Source organism: Paenibacillus sp. FSL R5-0908, from assembly GCF_038006245.1.
In the GTDB taxonomy this organism is placed as follows: Bacteria; Bacillota; Bacilli; order Paenibacillales; family Paenibacillaceae; genus Paenibacillus_AQ; species Paenibacillus_AQ odorifer.
Window position 1 is genome coordinate 5,645,237 of the sequence record NZ_JBBOUV010000001.1, and the last position, 20,313, is coordinate 5,665,549.

20 protein-coding genes and 1 other annotated feature (1 of these 21 running past the window's edge) are annotated in these 20,313 nt (G+C 46.7%); all 20 genes read right to left on the bottom strand.

Translation table 11 applies throughout. The annotated features are described in order from the left end of the window. Window positions 1-183: a binding site (T-box leader), on the bottom strand (it extends 91 nt beyond the left edge of the window). Between the two features lie 185 nt (window positions 184-368). Continuing rightward, a complete protein-coding gene (locus MKZ09_RS25765; protein WP_051491297.1) occupies window positions 369-881 on the bottom strand; it encodes a DivIVA domain-containing protein in 513 nt (170 codons plus the stop codon). A gap of 227 nt (window positions 882-1,108) precedes the next feature. Next, the gene (locus MKZ09_RS25770; RefSeq protein WP_076129071.1) at window positions 1,109-1,891 is read right to left on the bottom strand and encodes a YlmH family RNA-binding protein; all 783 of its coding nucleotides are present in this window, start codon (window positions 1,889-1,891) and stop codon (window positions 1,109-1,111) included. A gap of 9 nt (window positions 1,892-1,900) precedes the next feature. Continuing rightward, on the bottom strand, window positions 1,901-2,167 hold the full coding sequence (locus MKZ09_RS25775; protein WP_036683616.1) for a YggT family protein: 267 nt from the start codon (window positions 2,165-2,167) through the stop codon (window positions 1,901-1,903). A 7-nt stretch (window positions 2,168-2,174) separates the two neighbouring features. Continuing rightward, window positions 2,175-2,615 carry a cell division protein SepF gene (locus MKZ09_RS25780; RefSeq protein ID WP_036683619.1) on the bottom strand — a complete coding sequence of 147 codons (441 nt, stop codon included), beginning with the start codon at window positions 2,613-2,615 and terminating at the stop codon, window positions 2,175-2,177. Window positions 2,616-2,626: 11 nt separating this feature from the next. Next, window positions 2,627-3,313, bottom strand: a complete 687-nt coding sequence (locus tag MKZ09_RS25785) for a YggS family pyridoxal phosphate-dependent enzyme (RefSeq protein ID WP_036683622.1) — start codon at window positions 3,311-3,313, stop codon at window positions 2,627-2,629. Between the two features lie 3 nt (window positions 3,314-3,316). Further along, on the bottom strand, window positions 3,317-4,174 hold the full coding sequence (gene pgeF / locus MKZ09_RS25790; protein WP_076136518.1) for a peptidoglycan editing factor PgeF: 858 nt from the start codon (window positions 4,172-4,174) through the stop codon (window positions 3,317-3,319). Window positions 4,175-4,278: 104 nt separating this feature from the next. Continuing rightward, window positions 4,279-4,623, bottom strand: coding sequence for a YlmC/YmxH family sporulation protein (locus MKZ09_RS25795; RefSeq protein WP_036683628.1), 345 nt, complete (start codon window positions 4,621-4,623; stop codon window positions 4,279-4,281). A 130-nt stretch (window positions 4,624-4,753) separates the two neighbouring features. Further along, entirely contained in the window at window positions 4,754-5,536 is a 783-nt protein-coding gene (gene sigG / locus MKZ09_RS25800) for an RNA polymerase sporulation sigma factor SigG (RefSeq protein WP_036683631.1), read from the bottom strand. A gap of 78 nt (window positions 5,537-5,614) precedes the next feature. After that, window positions 5,615-6,337: an RNA polymerase sporulation sigma factor SigE gene (gene sigE, locus MKZ09_RS25805; protein ID WP_036683937.1), complete on the bottom strand. Its 723-nt coding sequence runs from the start codon at window positions 6,335-6,337 to the stop codon at window positions 5,615-5,617. Between the two features lie 92 nt (window positions 6,338-6,429). Continuing rightward, window positions 6,430-7,377: a sigma-E processing peptidase SpoIIGA gene (gene spoIIGA / locus MKZ09_RS25810; RefSeq protein WP_076205251.1), complete on the bottom strand. Its 948-nt coding sequence runs from the start codon at window positions 7,375-7,377 to the stop codon at window positions 6,430-6,432. Window positions 7,378-7,645: 268 nt separating this feature from the next. Continuing rightward, window positions 7,646-8,767, bottom strand: coding sequence for a cell division protein FtsZ (gene ftsZ, locus MKZ09_RS25815; RefSeq protein WP_076129065.1), 1,122 nt, complete (start codon window positions 8,765-8,767; stop codon window positions 7,646-7,648). A 61-nt stretch (window positions 8,768-8,828) separates the two neighbouring features. Further along, on the bottom strand, window positions 8,829-10,091 hold the full coding sequence (ftsA, locus tag MKZ09_RS25820) for a cell division protein FtsA (RefSeq protein WP_076136520.1): 1,263 nt from the start codon (window positions 10,089-10,091) through the stop codon (window positions 8,829-8,831). Between the two features lie 343 nt (window positions 10,092-10,434). Next, the gene (locus MKZ09_RS25825) at window positions 10,435-11,190 is read right to left on the bottom strand and encodes a cell division protein FtsQ/DivIB (protein ID WP_076136522.1); all 756 of its coding nucleotides are present in this window, start codon (window positions 11,188-11,190) and stop codon (window positions 10,435-10,437) included. A gap of 65 nt (window positions 11,191-11,255) precedes the next feature. After that, window positions 11,256-12,539, bottom strand: a complete 1,284-nt coding sequence (gene murA, locus MKZ09_RS25830; RefSeq protein ID WP_036683642.1) for a UDP-N-acetylglucosamine 1-carboxyvinyltransferase — start codon at window positions 12,537-12,539, stop codon at window positions 11,256-11,258. Window positions 12,540-12,744: 205 nt separating this feature from the next. After that, window positions 12,745-13,857: an undecaprenyldiphospho-muramoylpentapeptide beta-N-acetylglucosaminyltransferase gene (gene murG / locus MKZ09_RS25835; RefSeq protein ID WP_076136524.1), complete on the bottom strand. Its 1,113-nt coding sequence runs from the start codon at window positions 13,855-13,857 to the stop codon at window positions 12,745-12,747. Between the two features lie 5 nt (window positions 13,858-13,862). Further along, entirely contained in the window at window positions 13,863-14,960 is a 1,098-nt protein-coding gene (gene spoVE / locus MKZ09_RS25840) for a stage V sporulation protein E (RefSeq protein ID WP_036683647.1), read from the bottom strand. Window positions 14,961-15,009: 49 nt separating this feature from the next. Continuing rightward, on the bottom strand, window positions 15,010-16,431 hold the full coding sequence (murD, locus tag MKZ09_RS25845; protein ID WP_076205177.1) for a UDP-N-acetylmuramoyl-L-alanine--D-glutamate ligase: 1,422 nt from the start codon (window positions 16,429-16,431) through the stop codon (window positions 15,010-15,012). Window positions 16,432-16,434: 3 nt separating this feature from the next. After that, complete coding sequence (gene mraY / locus MKZ09_RS25850) at window positions 16,435-17,400, bottom strand: phospho-N-acetylmuramoyl-pentapeptide-transferase (protein ID WP_036683653.1); 966 nt, start codon at window positions 17,398-17,400, stop codon at window positions 16,435-16,437. Between the two features lie 21 nt (window positions 17,401-17,421). Continuing rightward, window positions 17,422-18,828 carry a UDP-N-acetylmuramoyl-tripeptide--D-alanyl-D-alanine ligase gene (locus MKZ09_RS25855; RefSeq protein ID WP_076205180.1) on the bottom strand — a complete coding sequence of 469 codons (1,407 nt, stop codon included), beginning with the start codon at window positions 18,826-18,828 and terminating at the stop codon, window positions 17,422-17,424. Then, complete coding sequence (locus tag MKZ09_RS25860; RefSeq protein WP_038572864.1) at window positions 18,825-20,312, bottom strand: UDP-N-acetylmuramoyl-L-alanyl-D-glutamate--2,6-diaminopimelate ligase; 1,488 nt, start codon at window positions 20,310-20,312, stop codon at window positions 18,825-18,827. The genes MKZ09_RS25855 and MKZ09_RS25860 overlap by 4 nt, the downstream gene beginning before the upstream one ends. Between the last annotated feature and the right edge of the window lies 1 nt (window position 20,313).

Below are 20,313 nucleotides of genomic sequence, written 5' to 3' on the forward strand. Positions count from 1 at the left end.
CGCGTAAATCTGTGCACAGGTCCGGTGTAACGTCCGGCAGACGGTTAGGCTTACGCACGATCAACGCTTCAGCTTAACTTCTAGGGGAAGATCTTCCGGCAGGGTTCGAACAATCGGCTCGCAGCAATCGCCGACTCTCTGGAGAACGTTACCTTGTCGTACTTGTCCCGTCATCGAATACATATAAACATTATACAGATATGTTCTATTTATAGACTTTTTGAATCTAAATGTCAACAACCATTCGTCCAATCTAGCTATTATGAGCGTACTTGCGCATGGAGTTCACTTTATTATGGTCTATTTTATCGGAAAATAAAAATAGAGGGAATAGCTCCCTCTATTTAGCCAATTATCGTCTGAAACCTTTAGATGCGATGAAGGACATCATCCTTGAAAGCTACGTTCTCGCTCGCCTCACGGCTCTCTAAGGCATTCCAGTCATCCTGTGATAACAGCTCCAGCTGAGCTTCCACTAATGTCCGGAAACGAGTGCGATAGATCGAAGCTTGCTTACGCAATTCTTCAGTCTCAATAGCAACCTTACGGGATTTGGATAACGCTTCGTTAATAATCCGATCGGCGTTTTTCTCCGCTTCCTTGATAATGAGCTGGGATTCCTTCTTGGAGTTGTTCTTCACATCATCCGCCGCTTCCTGAGCGACTAAGATCGTCTTCGATAAACTTTCTTCAATATTCACAAAATGATCCAGACGCTCTTGAATAGACAAAAGCTGATTCTGCAGTTCCTTGTTCTCACGGATGACGCTTTCGTAATCCTTGATCACTTGATCCAGAAATTCGTTGACCTCGTCCTCATCATAACCGCGAAGTCTCCGAGAAAACTCCTTGTTATGTATATCGAGCGGTGTTAATGGCATGCTGTGCACCTCCTAGAAATTTCGGACCTTCTTTATCTCTAAATCGCAACTAAGCGGCAGACAAAGAAGAAAGACTGTACTTCAAGTAAAGGCAGAAGGTGTTCCTGTGTTCCGCCTGCCATTCATGGTCCGCCTCTTCTTTAAAGTATCGGCGTCCAGCTTAAAAAATGTTTGATTCCCTCGAAATAATCAATTTCGACAAGTAAGACCGTATTCCTGCAAGGGATTCATACAAATTTACCAATCTGAACACGGTATCGGCCCTTTTTCGTCAAACTGCCGACCTCTAGAACCTTGAAGCGACCAAAGCCTTGAATAGATACCATGTCACCATCCTTAAGACTGCAGGATGGGTCTTCCTCCACTTTCCAGTTTACCCGAACGCGTCCAGCCTTGATGGGAGCAAGAATTTTGCTTCGGCTAAGCCGTGTTACATCTGCGGCAATGCCATCCAATCGCAGGGATGCTACAGTCAAATCCATCAATTCCAGCTTAACCTCACTATTACGCAAGGCGGAAAGGGGTAATACTTCCGTACTTACCTGTATCCGGTGCACTCCAGTTAAATTCATAGCTAAATAATCTGCAATATCAGCAGCGACTACAACATGACAACCATCGTCCAGAACATGAATATCACCGATTTTTCCTCGTTTAACACCCAGCCCCAAAATAGAACCCATGTAGTCCCCGTGCTCCAGAGCCAGAAACTTCTGCTCCCCTGAGGTTATTGCAAGCACCTTCAGCTCCATGTCTTCCTGATCCAGGTCACGATAATCAGGAGCGACAAGCGCTCGCTTCCGCTCTGCCTCAGCATGTCCACCCTCCCATTTAACAATCACATCAGGATGGCGGTTAACTAAAGTTTGCAGAATAAAACCTTGGCGGGGATCGAGAAATTCAGTTAATTTAGTCTCATGATATTCTCCAGCGTTGGTAACCCATTCGAAGGCCTTGTCCACAAATTGACGTTCATCGGGATGAAAATGCCCATAAACTTCGTTCTTCATCACAGTTGCCTAAAAAATCAAATGCAGGATAGATTTAAGTCCGCCTGCCGCGAATTCCAAGACAAGTAATGCAATGATTGGAGAGATATCAAGTGTACCGAAGAGCGGTGGAATAAACCGTCTGAACGGTGTTAAATACGGCTCTACGAGTTTGCTTAGCAGTTCTCCAATGAAGTTATCACGAACGTTGGGTAACCAGGACATTAGCACATAAAAAATAATCATGTAAAAATAAATGTTAAACAAAATATCGATAATGTAATCAATTTGAAGCAAAGCCCATTCACCTCATTCTGTTATAGTCTTGATCGTCACCTAGGATTTCTGTAATGGAGCCTTGAATTTCAACAGTATCTGGAGTGCACATAAATATATTGCCCCCAATTTTAGAGATTCCTCCCCCAAGGGCATAAACAGTTCCGCTGAGAAAATCAATAATTCTCATTGCTTGATCATTGCGAACACGTTGCAGGTTAATTACTACCGTCCGATGCGAACGGAGATGATCAGCAATCTCCTGTGCCTCATCATATGAACGTGGTTCATATAATACAACCTTGACATTTTTTTGCGAATGGATACTGACAACGTTGCCCCTCTGATTTTTGCGGGTTTCTACAGGGGCCGGCTCATACTCATCCTCTTCGTGGATTTGCTCCCGCTCCACAACTTCCTCTTCCTCCTGCAAGCCCAAAAAACTCATAAATCGGTTCATAACGCTCATCACGATCCCTCCTAATGGCCTACTAACACCGTACCCAGGCGTACCCAGGTGGCTCCTTCCTGTATCGCCACTTCAAAATCATTCGACATTCCCATGGACAGCTCCGTAATCGGCTCAGGTGTCAAAGCAAGTTGATTAAGCTCATCGCGCAGCTCACGAAGTCCGCGAAATACAGGACGGGTAAGCTCTGGATCACCTTCTAAAGGTGCCATCGTCATAAGTCCAATTACCTTAACGCGGTCCAAACTAGCGATTTCACGTAAAAATCCAGGTACTGCCTCAGGTGACAGACCAAACTTCGTATCTTCGCCAGAGATATTCACTTGAAGAAACACATTCACTTCCTGATCAGCGGCAAGCGCCTTTTTGTGTAATTCTTGCGCCAGAGACATCCGGTCCAAAGAGTGTATATATTGAAATTTGCCAATAACGTCTTTAACCTTATTGGTTTGCAAATGCCCGATAAAATGCCATGTCCCTTTGTCCCCTAAAACCTTCCATTTGTGCTCAGCATCCTGCCAGCGACTCTCAGCAACATGCTCTAGGCCTGCCTCCAATACGGAGGATACCATTTCCAGAGAAACATATTTCGTCACTGCAATTACCTTGACGTCATTACGATCCCGGCCGCTTGCCGCGCAGGCACGTGCTACACGTTCCTCTACCTCAGCAATTCTCTCCTGCAGTGTTAAAGACAACTTTCAACTCTCCTTTATTCCGATCCAGCTCGTCATTCTGCCTGTAATACCGTTTTCTTTGCGATAAGAAAAAAACAAATCACGATTACAGCTTGTACACCATGTTGTACATTCGATATGAGTCGGCAATATTCCTGCTTTTATCATAATGCGTCGATTCATTTCTTTCAAGTTTAGCAAGTATTTACTCTGATCAGTCTCTGAGGCTCTGTAAAGCTCCACAGCATCGAAAGTTTCTATCCCCTCATTCAAGCTGCCCTCCAGCTGCCGAACATGCTCCATCACATAATCATCCACCTCATAACAGCAGTCGCCAATGGATGGACCGATCGCTGCCATAATATCATGTGGATGGCTGCCGTATACCTTTTGCAGCTTACTCACCATGGCTGCGGCAATCTGAGCCACCGTTCCTTTCCAGCCTGCATGAGCAAGACCAACGACTCTACGCACGGGATCATAAAAATAAAGGGGCACACAATCCGCATAAAAAGAAGTCAACAAAACCCCAGGCACATCCGTCAGCAGACCATCCGTAGCTTGAAATGCCGATGCTCTGTCCTGTTGTCCCCGCCCACGGTCTACTTCCCTTACTACAGCTATCTCTGCCCCATGAGTTTGTTCTCCACAGGTCCATGCTTCCGGCTTGAAATCAAGAGCTTCGGCAAGCGCTCTCCGATTGCTCAGGACATCTTCAGGAGCATCCCCAACGTGAAACGCACAATTCAGGCTGTCATAGGGCGCCTTGCTAGCCCCTCCCTGTCTACCAGTAAACCCCGCTGTAATTTCGTTATGCTCTACTCGCCAAGGCTCCAGATGGAGCAGCATAAGCATTTCTTTCCCCTGCACAAACGGTTCCATTTCCTCACCTCCGCCTTAGTGTACCACATGTAAATACCCGTACAAAGTGACGGTTAAGCCAGATCTCCTAAATTCTTAAATAAAAAAACAAAAAACGCACCTAATTAATAAGTGCGCCGTTCGCTGCGATCTCCCCGTTCCAGATACATCGTTTCCCGCTCTTCCTGTCCCGGAGACATCCGCGACTCTTCAATCTTCACGAGCACGACATCGGATCCGATCTTAACTATATTCCGCCAAGGAATAATCAGATCTGTCCCGCCTCCGAACAATCCCATAAACCGAGTGTATCCGGGTATAACGATGGCATCAATGACACCACGGCGCAAATCAAGCTCCAGATCACTTATCTGCCCCAGCCGCTTGCCATCTACAATGTTGATAACATCCTTCGTCTGAAAATCAGATATTTTCATTTTTTTGGCAGACCCTTGATAATCCTCGTTCATCTCACCACCCCTGTACAATCCGACCTATAGTCCAATATATGATCCGGAAGCTTGTCAACATGCATTAAAAAGAGGAGACAGTCCAAAATCCTTAACCCGGATTCTGGAATATCTCCTCATGGCTACTGCTCTAAGATTTCACGTGTTTTTGCATTTGCTGAATCGCAGATTTCTCCAGACGTGAGACCTGTGCCTGTGAAATGCCAATCTCATCTGCGACCTCCATCTGTGTTTTCCCTTCGAAAAACCGCATGGATAAAATTCGTTTCTCCCTTTGTCCTAACTTACGCATCGCTTCACGTAATGCAATTTCTTCGATCCACGACACATCCTTATTCTTATCGTCGCTAATCTGGTCCATTACATAAATAGGATCGCCGCCGTCATGATAGATCGGCTCGAATAAGGACACTGGATCCTGAATGGCATCAAGAGCAAATACAACATCTTCCTTCGGCACACCCAGCGCTTCTGATATTTCGAATATCGTCGGTTCCCGCGAGTTCTGATTAGTCAGACTATCACGTACCTGGAGCGCTTTGTAGGCGATATCTCTGAGAGAACGTGATACCCGAATCGGGTTGTTATCACGCAGGTAACGCCGAATCTCACCGATAATCATCGGAACCGCATATGTGGAGAATTTAACGTTTTGTGATAAATCGAAATTATCGATGGCTTTCATCAGACCGATGCAACCCACCTGGAACAAATCGTCAACAAATTCTCCCCTATTATTGAACCTCTGGATAACGCTTAGAACAAGTCTAAGATTACCGTTTACCAATTTCTCTCTGGCGGATCGCTCGCCCTGCTGCTGCAGCGAAGTGAACAGTTGCCGCATTTCCACATTCGTTAGAACAGGCAGCTTAGCAGTATCCACACCGCAAATCTCGACTTTATTACGGGTCATGATGATTTACCTCCCAAGGAGAAACATTACTGTACATTATCTCCCGGGCTCGCCATTTTATTCCTTGCTAATTTCACCTTACACCATCTTGTTAAACTCCTTGCGCAGCCGCTTGATAATTCTTTTTTCCAGCCGCGAAATATAAGATTGGGAGATGCCAAGCAAATCAGCCACATCTTTTTGTGTCTTTTCTTCGCCTCCGCGCAGGCCAAATCTCAGCTCCATAATGAGTCTTTCCCGATCACTCAGCTTTTCCAGTGCTTTCTGCAGCAGCTTGCGATCAACCTGTTCTTCTATGTTCCGATAAATGGTATCATTTTCCGTTCCTAATACGTCAGAAAGTAATAATTCATTACCATCCCAATCAATATTAAGCGGCTCATCAAAAGAAACCTCACTCCGTGTCTTGCTGTTCCGCCGCAGATACATCAAGATTTCATTCTCTATGCAGCGGGATGCATAAGTAGCCAGTTTTATTTTTTTCTCAGGATCAAAAGTGTTCACTGCCTTAATTAAGCCAATAGCTCCAATCGAAACCAGATCCTCGATATTGATGCCGGTATTCTCAAATTTACGAGCGATATATACTACCAAGCGAAGATTTCGCTCAATCAACATCGCACGAACAGCTGCATCGCCGCTAGACAGCCGCTGAAGCAGATATTCTTCTTCTTCCCGTGTCAGCGGTGGAGGAAGTGCCTCACTCCCGCCAATATAATAGATTTCCTGACTCTTCAGCCCTAGTAGAAACAGCATGCGGTAATATTGCAGCTGCAGAGCAATTTTCCATTTGACCATTATTTGTTCCTCCTCCAAGAAGTGCACGGTTCGCGTGTGAAGCTTTCAAATCCCGCTTTCAGCCATCAGAAGTTTGGTTCAGCTAGCTTTAAAGATTAGGAAGGCAGTGCTGCAACAGTAGCGCTCTCTTTTTGAGTCAAATCAGGATGTATTACAGCCCGATAGGCTCCATCCCCCGACAATGTCCCACCATCCAGCCCAATCAAGACTCTTTTACAATAAAAGATATCTTCACCAAGCTTTATCGTCACCTGATCAGGCTTCAGTGCGAGCATAAATGATGCCCCCCGGTTAACTCCCCTGTAAGGCACCAGTCGCATCCTGTCCTGCCAAGCAAACGACTGCCCGTCCGTTTCTAGTAAAAGTTTGTCCGCTCCGTCCTGAGTGAGTCTACCTTTCCATGTTTCAGGCAGATGTCCCTCCCAGAGCGAAGATTCCATAACCATCACCGGTATGCGGGTCAAAGGATCACAAAGCCGGTTACCTGTGTCTAGCAGGCCGGGACAGGAAACAGTCACTCCATCAATTTCTACTACCACCTCACCGATATAGGTTTCAAGCTGCTCCCTTCTGATTCGTGAGGAGTGCACTGCCTTGAAGCAGATTAACACCAGGGGAAATACTGCAATTACAAACCAAAAGCCAATCTTTAGGCGGTAAGCATGCCCTCCTGAAGCAGTGAACATAATACCATTCCAAATATCACCGGAGCTCTGCAGCAAATAGTGAATACCTACAATCCCACCAGCAACTGCGAAATTGATAATATAAAAAGCTCCCATAGTGCGAAGGTAGCTTTGCAGACTCCCAAAACCAAAGGCAATCCATAGCATAACCACCGACAATCCAAACTTAATGAGGAAGGTATACATGAAAGACAACTCCGGCACAAACATCATCACCACATACAGCGCACCAACCAGAGCTGAGAGGACTAAGCGCCACCATGACATCCTCAGCTTGACCATCCAGCCTGTCAGCCACAAAAGAATTCCGTCGATCACTAGATTGGCGGCGAATATCAAGTCAATATAAACAACCAGTGCATTCACCTGCTTACTATGGCGGAATCTATCCTGTAGCCAAAATGGATCAGGCTCTGTTTTTTGGACGATATGATTAGTATAAAAAGTCTCGCATTCAAAGTCTGTCTAAACTTGGGGGGCATTCTGAAGGTTTTTTTGTCGAGTTATAGCGCGGGAGGGTTTTATTCCTACTGAACAGCATTTCACATAAAAAAAAGCACCGCATTGCCCTAGCTCTATTAGCTGGGAAATACGGTGCTTCATATCTCTTAATTAAAATATTTAATTAGTCATTGTTGCCACGATTACGGTTACGCAGGAACGTCGGAATATCTAACTGATCTGACGTGTTCTGATTTCCGAACGGACGCAGATTAGCAGCGTTCTTATCCGGTGCTGCCGCTGGCTCGTTATTCGTCGAGACCGGACGGCGTCCTGGTGCTTCAGGCGATGGTTTATGTTCAAAGCCAGTAGCAATTACTGTTACTTTGATATCATCCTTCAGGCCTTCATCGATTATCGCACCAAAGATCATATTCACTTCAGGATCAGAGGCAGATGTAACGATTTCAGCTGCTTCATTGACTTCGTATAGAGAGAGGTTAGATCCTCCCGTAATGTTCATGATTACACCGCGGGCGCCTTCAATAGATGTTTCCAAGAGTGGGCTCATGATGGCTTTACGTGCTGCTTCAGACGCACGGTTCTCACCATTTGCAATACCAATACCCATAAGCGCAGAACCACGCTCTGTCATGATCGTCTTTACATCCGCAAAGTCAAGGTTAATCAGACCAGGAACCTTAATTAGGTCAGAGATACCTTGAACAGCCTGCCGGAGAACATTATCTGCTTCACGGAAAGCTTCCAACATCGGTGTTTTCTTATCAACAATTTCAAGCAAACGGTCATTTGGAATGACGATTAGCGTGTCGACTTTTTCTTTCAAAGCTTCGATTCCAAGCATTGCCTGGTTATAACGTTTTCTTCCTTCAAAAGTGAACGGGCGAGTCACGACACCCACAGTCAGGGCTCCACACTCTCTAGCAATTTCAGCTATAACTGGTGCCGCACCTGTACCTGTACCGCCCCCCATTCCTGCAGTAACAAATACCATATCTGCACCTTTAAGGGTATTCGAAATCAGATCACGGGATTCCTCCGCTGCTTTCTTACCGACTTCAGGGTTGGCGCCTGCACCCAAACCGCGGGTCAGCTTGTCCCCAATCTGCAGCTTGTGCTCCGATTTGGCCATATGCAACGCTTGGGCGTCTGTATTAACCGTAATAAATTCTACACCCTGAACGCCGTTTTCAATCATCCGGTTGACAGCATTACTACCTCCGCCGCCCACGCCGATGACTTTTATTTGCGCCAAGCTCTCCATTTCAAAATCAAATTCTAACATATTGTTCCATCTCCCCCTCAATGTGCTTGGATGGCCGGTCCAAGTATATCTGGACTTACACTTATATAAACTCGCTAAACATATTTTTTAGACGCTCCACAAATCCGGGCTTCTGAACAGTTTCCTGACTCGGAGTGGCGTTCTGCTTGCTCCGGTTGACCGTCTTTTTGTTGCTGCTTCCACCACTGTTTCTTCCACGGAAACTACGGACAACATTATGCAGAATACCGACACCGCCGGTAAACCCAGGGTCCCGTACACCGATATAATCCGGCACGGCGATGCGTACAGATGCAGCCAGCTCAGTCTGAGCAGCCTTCAATACACCCGGCATCGAGACAGTCCCACCTGTTAGTATATAACCTCCAGGCAGTTCACTGTAACCAAGCCGTTTAACTTCTTGACGAATCAGGTGGAATATTTCTTGCACCCTTGGCTCGATAATGGCCGCCAGATCCTCTTGGTTAAATTCCTTCTCCACGTTACTGCCAATGCGCAATACCTTGAAGACAACGTCTGAGGCTGCATCGTCAATCCAAGCACAACCATATTTAAGCTTTACCTTCTCCGCTTGATCAGTAAGTGTCCGAAGTCCGTAGGCAATATCATTGGTTACGAATTCTCCTCCGATCGGAATCGTGGAGGTTGCACTAAGAGAACCCTCTTCGTATATGGCTATTGTTGTTGAGCCCGCACCGATATCAACCAGAACAGATCCCATCGATTTCTCGTCCTTGGACAGCGCCAATCCACCAGCTCCAAGAGACATCAGCACAAGATCCTTTACCTTCAGCCCTGATTTCTCAACACAGCGTAGTAGATTATGTATTGGCGTCTTAGCACCCGTAATGATTGTTGCCTCAACTTCCAGACGAACACCAATCATTCCACGCGGGTCTTGAATTCCTTCAAGACCATCGACGATAAATTGTTTGGGAACAACATCAATCACTTCACGCTCCGGAGGCATAGCAATGACTTCCGCAGCTTTAATTACGCGATCGATATCATCATCACCGATTTCACGATCCTCATTCTGAACGGCCACAACACCGTGGCTGGATTGCAGGCCAATATGATTACCGGAAATGCCTACATAAACCTCTGATATTTGAATACCCACCATCTGCTCTGCATGATCTATAGCACTTTTGATCGATTGCACAGTTTGGTCGATATCTACAATCGCGCCTTTACGTATTCCTTCCGAATCGGCAGATCCAACGCCAATAATATTAAAGGTTCCATTGGTAACTTCCCCAATTATTGCCCGAACTTTGGATGTACCGATGTCCAAACTAACAATGATGTCATTGTTGCTCAAGTCCTATGGCACCTCCTGTTATAATCATAATTAATTGCATTACCTTATCCCGGTCCCGGGAAACTTCTCTGTACATATTCAACATACCTAATCCTTTCCCTCTTTTTTCTACAAATTTTTTGAACGGAATAATATTCCAACATCCCCAAATGTGAATAGTTACTCATATGTTATTGTAAAAATAGCAATTATCACAAGAAATATCGGCCTAATTGGTCATTTCAACCAAATATAGTACTATATCTCAAAAAAATCGAAGAAAAAAGAGGGATATAGCTTATTGCCCGTAACTCCGATTGTAGCATTTTTTTAACTCTATTAGTAGGGACTATTTACCTCCACACTACTCTTGCGCAACATCTTCTTCATCGCTTTCAACCTGAAAAGGAACATATGAATCGGCTTCTAGCATTTTAATGAGCCCAGGCTGTTCAGTCTCTATAATCTGATTCAAATAGGACACCTTGCTCTTTAGCAAAGAGATGGCTGTAATCACCTCAAAACGGGATCTAGTATAGAGCTTGATCCGGTCTGGAAAAGATAAGGTCGGCGAGGGAACAATCTCGGAGATATCACTTGTCAATTCATTAGGAATGCTTGCTAATGCTTGACAAAGCTTAGCCTTATTCGGATCTTCCGGGTCCCAGTTCGTTAATATAGGTTTCTCAACAGCAATTCCAGTCTCATTAACAGGCACTGCAGCTCCACTGGACAGAATCGCCTTTAAGAGGCCTCCCTGTTCCAGTTCATAGGCTACCGCAGGGAATTCCTCAATCTTCACTGTGATCACCCCTGGGAAATCCTTCTCCACGCTGACGTCTTTAATCGTCTTTAGCTTCAGCAGAGATTCTTCCACAGCTTTTGTTGATACAGCAAAGTATTGTCCACCTATTTTAATTCCACTTTGTGAGAGTAACTCTTCACTAGTAGAATACTTGCTACCTTGAAAATCTATCACTGTAATATGGCTAATAGACGATCTGAAAAAAATCACAGCAAGAAGTGCAGTGAAGAGCAGCAGCAGGATCGCCGTAATCTTACGGCTCATTTTTTTCTTAGGCTTGTCCTCTTTAAGAAGAGGTAATCGGGTTGTAGTCATTCTCATATTCTCCGTAATAAGGCCCTGTCTCCTTCTCTGGGAGATCTGGAAGGAGACAGGGAGCTTTAATTGGCCAAATCAAGTGGATCCGTTACAGGCACCTTACGGCTTATACGCGCGCCAAGCTTCTGAAACAGCTTCTCTATTCCATCATAACCACGGTCAATGTGATGCGCTTGCTCAACGACCGTAGTCCCTTGTGCAGCAAGCCCGGCAATGACCAGAGCTGCACCCGCCCGCAAATCAGTAGCTTCCACAGTAGCACCATACAATCTCTGAACGCCGCGAATAAACGCACGATTCAAATCAATAGAAATGTCAGCACCCATACGGGCCATTTCTTCCACATGTTTGAACCTTCCCTCAAACACCGTCTCCTTGATCACACTAAAACCATCGGCGAGCGACAGCAGCACCATGACCTGAGATTGCAGATCCGTCGGGAAAGAAGGATAAGGAGAGGTTACAATTCTCTCAACCGCACGCGGACGCCCCATGCAGCTGACATTAATTATATCATTGCATACTGTGATTTGAACACCAGCCCGCTTAAGCACATGAATAAGCGAAGTCAGATGCCCGGCGTTCGTATGTGTCAAGGTCACATTCCCACGTGTAGCTGCCGCAGCAATCATTACAGTTCCAGCCACTATCCGGTCCGGGATTACCTCGTACGTACAGGGATATAAGTTTTTGACACCCTGGATCGTAATGGTATCCGTGCCTGCACCGATAATCTGAGCACCCATACTATTCAAAAATTGCTGTAGATCCTGTATTTCCGGCTCTCTTGCTGCTCCCGATATCGTCGTTGTCCCCTCTGCCTTGGCGGCAGCCATCATAATATTCTCCGTGGCTCCAACACTTGGATAGTCGAGATGAATATCACTCCCTACAAGCTTTGAGCCCCGACAGGATATTCGTCCGTTGCTTTCCTCGATCTCCGCCCCCAATGCTTTAAGACCCTGCAAATGAAGATCGATTTTACGCTCCCCGATCGCACAGCCACCAGGCTGATAGATCGTTACCTCACCAAATCTGGATAACAGCGGTCCCATTAAAAAAATGGAAGATCTCATCTGCCGCATCAAATCCTCAGGTACATGAGATGTCCCCACGGCTGACGTATCTATCGTCACCGTATCCTCTTGATGCACGCACCTGCAGCCCAGCCGATCCAAGATGTCTAGCATAGTCTCGATGTCCAGCAGCTTCGGCACATTATGCAGTGAGTGAACTCCTTCGGCCAGCAGGCTTGCCGCTAGAATCGGCAGCGCCGCATTTTTTGCTCCATGGATACGAATGGTGCCTGACAGGGGACTTCCACCCTCAATCACCAATTTGTCCAATGTATCACCTCCGAGATTACCGCTCACCCACCACAAACACTTCCGATACAAGGTCATATGAAATGTACAAGATTATCCTGCACTACCTTTCAGGTTAGGAAGTGTTCTGGGTGATTGTCACGATTATAGGATTATCCTATGTTCGTTCCTCCAAGTGTGTGACAGAGAGCTGCCAATAAGGAAAAACCTCTCAAAGGTTTATGGCTTAAGACTGTTTACCGGCTAGTCTTCGGAGTTCGTTAGTGACAATTGCAGCAGAATCCCTTTTGCCCAGTCGTTTGGAAGCCTCGGACATTTTTTGGCGTACTGCTTCAGTTCCAATGATTGCTTGCACCGCTTCATAAAGCGCCTTACCATTCAAATCCTTCTCAAGCAGCACTACGGCGGCCCCTTCGCGTTCCAGCTGTCTTGCATTCGCCTCTTGGTGATTGTTCGTCACATTAGGAGAAGGGATAAGTACAGAAGGAATACCCAGCGCTGTAATCTCAGCGAGAAAGGATGCCCCCGCCCGATTTACGATTAAGGAGGTACAAGCCAAGACCTCCGGCATATTGTGAACATAAGGTAGGACATGCAGCCAGTTCGGTGTGCTACCCAGCTTCTGACGCAATTCAGCACGGGTATCCTCAAAATAAGGCTCACCTGTAACGTAAACATAATGAACACCATTACCCTTACCCACAAATGGGGCCATTTCAATCATGGCTTTATTAATAGCCTTAGCCCCTTGACTGCCGCCAACAACCAAAACAACCGTGCTGTTATCCGGAATGCCCAGCGAGGCAAACCCCCGTTGTGGACTAGCCGTAGTAACCGTCGTTGCCCGAGGATTACCTGTGTAGATTACGTGCTTGCTCCCCGGAAAAGCAGATTCTGTCCCTTCAAAGCTTACGGCCACTGTACTCGCGTAACGACTTAGAAAACGATTTGTTAAACCAGGGATAGCATTTTGCTCATGGATCAAGGTTGGGATACCCAGCCGGGATGCAGCGTAAACGACTGGACCACATACATAACCGCCTGTACCAATTACAACATCAGGCTTAAACTCTCTTAACATTTCTTTGGAAGCCTTAACGCCCTTTAAAAAACGCATCACCGTCTTAACGTTGTCCATGGACAGCTTGCGCCGAAAGCCAGTGATGTCGATAGATTTGAAAGGGATATTCTCTTGGGGAACGAGCTTGCTCTCTAAGCCACGCGTTCCACCAATATACAGGAAGGTAGATTCACTATCTTCTGATTCCAGTTGTCTAGCAACAGCGACTGCGGGATAGATATGACCACCTGTGCCTCCGCCGCTTAATACGATACGCATGTCTTTCACCTCGCATAACGGGATAAGTTCAATAGAATGCCCAGGGAGGTTAACATCAGTGTAAGCGAAGAACCTCCATAGCTAATCAGAGGAAGCGTGATGCCTGTTACAGGCATTAGACCAATGACCACACCAATATTAATAATGACTTGCACAGCCACCATACAGACGATGCCAACGGCCAAATAGCTTCCAAAACGGTCAGGCAGACTCATCGCCACCTTCATTCCGCGCCAGATTAGAATAAGAAACAGGATCAACACTGCCAAACCACCGATAAACCCCAGTTCCTCGGCCAATATAGAAAAAATAAAATCAGTCTGCGGCTCAGGTACATAACTGTACTTCTGCCGGCTCATTCCAAGTCCGAGACCCCCGAGCCCTCCAGGCCCAATCGCGTATAGCGACTGAATAATCTGGTAGCCTGCACCGAGTGGATCGGACCAAGGATCAAGAAAAGCGGTAATCCGCTGCAACCGGTAAGGTGCTGCGGCAACCAAAGCAACAAACCCAGCCACCCCAGCTACTCCTAGTGAGAGTAGATGTTTCATTCTTGCCCCAGCTGTAAAGACCATCATCAGGGCTGCGCCAAACATAACGGTACCCGTACCCAGATCCGGCTGGAGCATAATCAGTGCAAAAGCTGATCCGATAAGCGCTAACGGGGGAAGTAAGCCACGAGTGAAGGAGGTGATATCATACTCTTCTTTTCCCAGCCAATTCGCCAGAAATAGAATCATCCCCATCTTCATGAACTCGGAGGGCTGAATCCCGAAGGAGCTGATTCCGAGCCAGCTGCGCGCTCCCCCGCGAACTACACCAATGCCGGGAATAAGCACCATAACGAGCAGGATAAAGCAGACAATCAGTGCCGGCTTAGCCAGCTTTTTTAACACTTTGTAGTCTGTATTCGCTGTAACAAACATTGCAACAAGTCCCAGTCCTGCAAACAAAAGCTGCCTCTTTACAAAGTAAAACGAATCTCCATAATTGCGGAAGCCTAAAACAGATCCGGCGCTGTATACCATCACCATGCCGATCACCAGCAAAGAAAGAATGGGAATCAGCAGCCAAATATCGGGAGCATGACGAGTTTTGTTCATCAGGAGCACACCTCTTGCATCCGTAGTAGGGGCTTATCCACCCCCCTACTTAAAGGTTATGCACCGCCTCTTTAAAAATACACCCGCGCTCTTCATAGGATGTAAACATATCCCAACTAGCACATGCAGGAGACAGGAGAACGATATCTCCTTCTTCCGCCAGAGCGGAAGCTTCCCGCACAGCTGCTTGCAGCACGGCGGCGGCGCTCTCCCCATTATCGACGGAGATAATCTGCTTTAATCCTGCCAGCTGTGCTACATTTATTAGCTTGTCCTTGGTTTGTCCTAACGCCACCAAAGCTTTAACGCGTTCGCTCAGGACAGGCAGCAGCTCCATATAATCGGAGCCACGGTCTAATCCGCCAGCGATCAATACCACCGGCCGCTGAAACGATGTCAAAGCCGTAATTGTCGCTTTGGAGTTCGTTGCTTTGGAATTGTTATAATAAGCGGCTCCAGCCTTATCAGCTACATACTCCAGGCGGTGCTCCACACCGCGAAAAGAAGAAAGCACTTCGCTTAATAGAGAGGGGTCAGCTCCAGCGGCAATAGCAATTCCACAGGCAGCCAGCGCGTTCCCCTCATTAAAGCGGCCCGGAAGGGCGATGGAATCCACATCCGCGATTATCGTTTCCTTGTCCGCAGATTCGCGATAGATAATGTGGCGCTTCAGCTCATCATCTTGCCCCGTAATGTAGGACGGGCTAACAAATACTCCATGAGGCAGCTCCTCAAACAAGGAGAATGGAAGAATCGAAGCCTTCACATAGGGTACAAGTTCCCGGCAGACAGGATCATCCCAGTTCAGCACTGCTGTATCTGTAGCTAATTGATTAGCGAATAGCTTGGTTTTAGAATCCACATAATCTTTCATGCTTCCATGATAATCCAGATGGGTCTCTGCAATATTCAGCAGACAGCCTATCTTAGGCCGGAAGGTCTCCGTACCTTTGAGTTGAAAGCTGCTAAGCTCAACTACCATCCAATCATCCTTTGTAGCCTCTTGTGCAGCCTGACAGAGAGGCGTACCAATGTTGCCCGCAACTATAGGGTTCATTCCCGCAGCTTCCAGCATATGGCCAACCCAGGTCGTCGTTGTCGTCTTGCCATTGGAACCCGTGATTCCGATCATCGGCGCTGCACAAAGTCGATAAGCCACCTCTACCTCTGTGACCACTTCAATTCCAAGCTCAATTGCCTTTTGTACAGGGGGCGCAGAATAGGGAATGCCTGGATTCTTGATTACCAGACTTACACCTTCATGAATAAGTCCTTCCGGATGCCCACCGCATATAACACAAATTCCCAAAGATTCCAATTCGGAAGCTTCGGGACTTTGATCTCTTTCCTTTTTATCGTTCACCGTAACTACAGCGCCGCGTTCATGCAGCACTTTAGCCACCTGGACACCGCTTTTAGCCAGCCCAAGAACCACAACTTCTTCGCCACGATACATATCTGGATGTTTCATTCTCTACAACCCCTTGCTAATAAATAGTCCCACAGCAGCCAACACCAAGCTAACCGCCCAGAACGAAATTACCACACGCCACTCCGACCAGCCACCAAGCTCAAAATGATGGTGAATCGGGCTCATTCTGAATACACGTTTGCCACGGGTTTTAAATGAAACGACTTGAATCACAACGGACAACATTTCAATTACAAAAACACCGCCAATGATGAGAAACAGCAGTTCACTCTTCGTGACAATAGCAATTGCACCTATCGCACCACCAATACCAAACGAACCCGTATCCCCCATAAATACTTTAGCAGGGTGGGCATTAAACACAAGAAAACCAAGTACAGCCCCAATCATTGCCGCAGCACATACACCTGCCGCAATAGACGTAGCCTGCATTGCCACCACCGCGTATGCGGCCAAAGCAATGGCACTGACACCAGACAACAGCCCATCGACTCCATCTGTAAAGTTAACAGCATTCGTCACTGCCATCATCATAATAATGATGAATGGATAATAGAACCAGCCACCCCAATCAAAGCTGAAATCCGTACCTGGTACGCTGATACTTGTACTGTGTCCGGCATAGATCAGAAGACCGCACATCAAAGCACCAACCAGCAGCTGTCCAAATAACTTTTGACGTGCTGTGAGCCCTAAGGAACGCTTAAACACAATTTTGATATAGTCATCCAAAAATCCGATCAATCCAAAACCAAGCGTAGCTACAAGCAGTACATAAAAATCTGTATTCACCACAGAAAATTTCAGATAAGACAAGGTAAAAGCTACGATAATCACGATACCGCCCATAGTCGGCGTTCCCGCTTTCTTCAAATGGGTTTGCGGTCCGTCATCTCGCACCTGCTGTCCGAATTTCATCCTGCGCAGAAGCGGAATGAAGAGCGGAGCGGCAATGACCGCAAGGATAAAGGAAACAGCAATAGTCAATAACAATAGTTGATAATCCATGGGTACACCCCCTCCAATGATTTAGGTCTGTTGAATATCTTTATTTAGGCTCTGAAGCACTTCCTCAAGCTTCATCCCTCTTGATCCTTTAAATAGAACAATATCCTTAGCGCTGCATTTCTCTAGAAGGACAGCGGTTAGTTCCGCTTTATCTGTAAAAGCTTTTACGCGCTCTTTGCCGAATTTCTCTTCTGCTGCTTTGGCAATATGAACGGACAATGGTCCGTAAGTACATACAAAATCAGTTAAGGAAGGGTCAAGGTAGTAGCCTATTTCTTGATGAAATTCTACTTCCTCCGGCCCAAGTTCCAGCATGTCCCCGAGCACAGCGATTTTATTGCCACTGCATTTCATAGATTGCAGGACATCTATAGCCGCCTTCATAGAAGTAGGGCTGGCATTATAAGCATCGTTTAAAAGCGTAAGTCCGGAGGAAGTCCGAATCACTTCAATCCGCATGCCCGTCAACTTGAGCTTGCTCAGACCGTCCTTCATATTCTGCTCCGTAACCCCAAAATGACGAGCAACCGCTAGTGCAGCCAGAGCGTTAACAACGTTATGCTGACCTGGCAGCGGTAATGTAAAAGCATGTTCCTTATGACGGCTTGACGTAAACGTCATGCCACCAGTATGGGACATCATCCCTGTTGGATAATCATCATTATCCTCATTTAGACCAAATCGGAAGGTTCTCATCCCTTCTGGAGCCTTAAAAGTGGACTCTTGCATTACCTCAGTCAGCAGCGGTTCGTCACCATTATAAATCAGCAATCCCCTCGGCTTCAGCCCTTCAGCAATCTCCAGCTTGGCGCGGGCTATTTCTTTACGTGACCCCAGCTGCAGTAAATGCGACTCGCCTACATTAGTAATTACCGCTACGTCTGGTTCAGCCAAAGAAGCCAGCAGAGCAATTTCTCCCCGCGAGCTCATCCCCATTTCAAGTACAGCGATCTCTGTATCCTCAGCCATGGATAAAATAGTAAGCGGAAGACCGATATGATTATTGAAATTCCCCGCTGTTTTGTGCACTTTGAACTGCACTTCAAGCAGAGACATAATGATATCTTTTGTTGTTGTTTTCCCGTTGCTGCCCGTAACAGCGACAACCTGCGGAGCCACTTCCTTCAGATAAGCAGCGGACAACTTCTGGAGAGCCTCCAGCGTATCTTCAACAATAATAACTCCGCCACCTTCAGGTACCGGTCCTTTATCGCGTTGCCACAAGGTTGCACCCGCACCAGCAGCCAGTGCTGCGGCAGCATAGTGGTGACCATCGAATTTGTCTCCAGATAGAGGCACAAACAGGCAGCCGGGTGTGATCTTACGGGAGTCGGTAACGACTCCCGTAAGGGGTGTATTCATAGCTTCGACAGCAGCAGGTTCCCCTGCGCACATGGCAGCAATATTTTCAAGCGTTCTTGTAATCAATAGTTTCGGCCCCTTATAACTTCTTTAGCGACGATGCGGTCATCGAAATCATGAACCACTCCGCCAATCAGTTGATAGGTCTCATGACCTTTCCCCGCAATCAATACTACATCGCCAGGGCTTGCCATTTCAATAGCCTTCCCGATAGCTTCTCGGCGATCAACAATCATATGATACCGGTCAGAGGTGACTCCATCCTCTACTAGTCCTGCTTCTATATCCTTCAAGATTAGTTGAGGGTCCTCCGTCCGAGGGTTGTCAGAAGTTACGAATACCATGTCGCTATATCGTGCAGCGATCTTCCCCATTAATGGACGTTTCGTCCGGTCTCTGTCACCGCCACAGCCAAACACTGTAAGCACTTTGCCGGTAGCAAATTCGCAGACCGTTTTTAATACATTCTCTAGCCCGTCTGGTGTATGTGCGTAGTCAACGATAACAGCAAATTCCTGACCTTCGTCCACTGACTCCACCCGTCCAGCTACACCATCGATTGCCTCAAGACTAGTCTTGATATCGGCCAGAGAGACATCTTCCAATAAAGCAGCGGTAATCGCCGCGAGTGCATTGTAGACATTGAACTTACCAACCATACGGAGCGAAATGTCCGTCTTCCCCTTAAACGTATCTACATGGAAAAAAGTTCCTTTTGCGGTGATCGATATTTGCGAAGCTCGGACATTAGCGTTGTTATCAATGCCATATGTAATCACTTCCGCCGCAGTTTGGGCTGCAAAATATTGACTGGCTTCATCATCCGCGTTCAACACCGCATATTTGCGTTCTTCCTTCCACGGAGAGATCACATTTCCCAATCTGGAGAAAAAGAGCCCTTTAACCGCCCGATACTCCTCCATTGTATGATGATAATCCAGATGATCTTGGGTTAAGTTCGTAAAAATTGCCGTACGGAAGTCCGCACCCTTCACACGTCCTTGCTGAAGTGCGTGAGAGGATACTTCCATTACACAACATTCCACACCTTTGGAAGCCATATCATGAAGGGAACGCTGCAGATCTAGCGATTCTGGAGTTGTGCCTGACATAGGGTAGCTTTTGCCGTCATAGCGCATTTGAATTGTTCCAATCAGACCTGTCTTCATATTCTGATCCTGCATAATTCGCTCAATGAGATAAGTCGTTGTTGTTTTGCCGTTTGTGCCCGTCACCCCGATCATTCTCATCCGGCTGCTAGGTGAGCCAAAGAAAGCATTCGACATGACAGACATCGCAAACCGGCAGTCATCCACAACAATCTGCGGGATATCAAGCTCCAGCTTGTGCTCACATACAATAGCCGCCGCTCCGGAGGCTACTGCTTGCGGCGCATATTTGTGCCCGTCCACGGTGTGGCCAGGCAAACAAATGAATAGATCTCCAGGGCCTACACGGCGGGAATCCGTCTGAAGATCAGTAATCTCCACATCTCCATCCCCGTATAGTTGCGAAGTAGCAAGACAAGCAGATAATTCGTTAACTTTCATA